This window comes from Streptomyces dysideae (assembly GCF_001514305.1).
GTDB lineage: Bacteria > Actinomycetota > Actinomycetes > Streptomycetales > Streptomycetaceae > Streptomyces > Streptomyces dysideae.
Genome location: NZ_KQ949180.1, coordinates 1 through 1670 on the forward strand (window position 1 = coordinate 1; position 1670 = coordinate 1670).

Here is a 1670-nt window from a genome sequence, read left to right on the forward strand (position 1 = left end):
GCTGTGAGGGTAGTTCCGCCGGTGGCGGGGGCCGCCCTCCGTGCTTCATGGTGTGGCCGGAGTCAGGGTCCAGATGCCGTCGGCGGCGGGTTCGAGGCCGAGGTTGACCAGTCGGCGGAGGTTGAGGGCGGCGGCTCGGTTGCGGAGCCAGGTGTCGTTCTTGAGGGTGCCGAGGTAGCGCAGTCTGCGGTTGCCTTTGGCGGTCAGCCAGGCGATGCCGCGTTCGACGGGTGGCCGCCAGCGGCGGTAGGCATCTTTCCAAGCGGGGTCGGCGGCCTGGGAGCGGGCGTCGGCCAGGCGCTGGTGCTGGGGGTGGACTTGCAGGACGCGGCCGGTCTTGGAGGTGGTGCAGCGTTCGCGCAGCGGGCAGCCGGTGCACAGCTTCTTGAACTGGGCCTGGCGAAAACCCCCCTTGAGGGGCTTGCCGAGGGGGACGGTGTGTCCGGCAGGGCAGGTGACCTGGCTGTTTTCGGTGTCGATGTGGAAGTCGTCGCTGGTGAAGCCGCCGGGTGTGGCCGGGCGAAGTGGCGGGGGCTTGAGGACGGCGTCGTGGCCCTGTTGTTCGAGGTGTTCACGCAGGTCGGCGGTGCCGTAGGCGGAGTCGCCGAGTACCTCGCAGGGCTCGTCCTCGTCGGCGAGGAGGTCCTCGGCGATCTTCGCCTCGTGGTTGGCGGGGCCGCAGCCCGGAGCAAGGGCGACCTCGGTGAACAGGCCGGTCTCCGGCTCGACGGCGACGTGGCCCTTGAAGCCTTCCTGATGCCGGGTGCGGTTCTTGTGGATGTGCCTCGCCTCGGGATCGACGGTGGACACCACGCGGTCGCGGACCGTGCGCTGGGCGATGCGCCAGCGCCCGTCGCGCCCGTCGGAGTCCTCAGCAGGCTCCACGTCCTGGCCGGCGACCAGCGCCAGCAGGCCGACCGCGTTCGCCGCCCGCTCGCCCAGTTCCTGCTCGGGCAGGCGCCCCAGCAGGTTGGACGCGTCGGTCACCAGCGCGTCGACCAGCCCGGCGCGGGCCTGCCCGTCGTCCCAGGCGATCCTCGGCTTGCCCGCATCGGCGTAGTCGTGCGCGGTTAAGTGCGCGGCGGCGACCTTATCGGCGCCGCGCACCTCCCGGATCACCCGGCGGATGGCCGAGATCAGCTGGGTGACCGTGTCCTGGGTGGCCACCGCGTCGTCGAACACCGTGGAGTCCAGCGCGCGGCGCCGCTTCCCGCGCAGGATGCCGGTGGCGGCCACGACCTCCTTGACCCGGGTGAAGATCCGCCCCGGATCCGCCGAGCGCTGCAGGCGGCGCCGGAAGTAGGTCAGCAGCGAGGGGTCGAACGCGGTGTCGTACAGACCCAGCCCGCACGCGGCCTTCCACCGCAGGTCGCACCGCAGCTCCAGCACGGTCTCCACGTCCGAGGTCCCGAACAGGCTCTGCAGCACCACCGTCGCCGCCAGCACCTGCGGCGGCACCGACGGCCGGCCGTTGGCCGAAGGGTACATGTCCGCAAACATCTCCGGCGGCAGCAGCCGCTCGCGGTGCTCAGCCAAAAACGCGAACACACTCCCTGCCGGGATCAGCTCCCGGCAGGTCTCCCACACATCCGGCCCGACCGTCTCCCCAGCCCATTCCCCCTGCACACACAACAGTCTGGCCCCGCATCAGCACCCACGGGGCCACAACC

At 71.3% G+C, this 1670-nt stretch carries 1 protein-coding gene; it reads right to left on the bottom strand.

The genetic code is table 11. From position 1 onward, the window contains the following. Positions 1-45: 45 nt before the first annotated feature. The gene (locus AQJ91_RS48250; RefSeq protein ID WP_067036769.1) at positions 46-1626 is read right to left on the bottom strand and encodes an IS1182 family transposase; all 1581 of its coding nucleotides are present in this window, start codon (positions 1624-1626) and stop codon (positions 46-48) included. Between the last annotated feature and the right edge of the window lie 44 nt (positions 1627-1670).